At 36.4% G+C, this 426-nt stretch carries 1 protein-coding gene; it reads right to left on the bottom strand.

Features of this window, described 5'->3' with window-relative positions; genetic code table 11:
• Positions 1-54: 54 nt before the first annotated feature.
• Positions 55-426 (bottom strand): potassium-transporting ATPase subunit KdpA (locus RMT89_RS41260; RefSeq protein WP_315888888.1); only part of this gene is annotated, 372 nt, incomplete at its 5' end.

Below are 426 nucleotides of genomic sequence, written 5' to 3'. Positions count from 1 at the left end.
AAATATGTTTCCATTCAATATAAGTATCGTTACTTGCAATAGATTGATTCATAATTAATTCCCTACTACTGATGTCGTTAATTCAAGAGCTTCTCCAATAGGCCCAATAACGGCAGCAGGTAAAAATGATAAAACATTAATGATGAGAATAACGGCGATAAGAGTAGCTGCGAAAGTCGGGGATTCTAAACGCAAACTACCTGCATTTGACGGACTCACTCGTTTTTTAGCTAAAGATCCAGCGATCATTAATGGAATAATTAAAGGTAAATAACGACCTAAAAGTAATACAATTGAGCAGGAAATATTCCACCAAATCGTATCATCTGATAGTCCTTCAAAACCGGAGCCGTTATTCGCAAACGCTGATGTATATTCATAAAAGACTTGAGATATACCATGGAATCCGGGATTGGAATTTCCAGT

Origin of the sequence: Streptomyces sp. P17, from assembly GCF_032436805.1 — a bacterium.
GTDB lineage: Bacteria > Actinomycetota > Actinomycetes > Streptomycetales > Streptomycetaceae > Streptomyces.
Note: the sequence above shows the minus strand (reverse complement) of the source record. Positions and strands in the feature narration are given on the sequence as shown.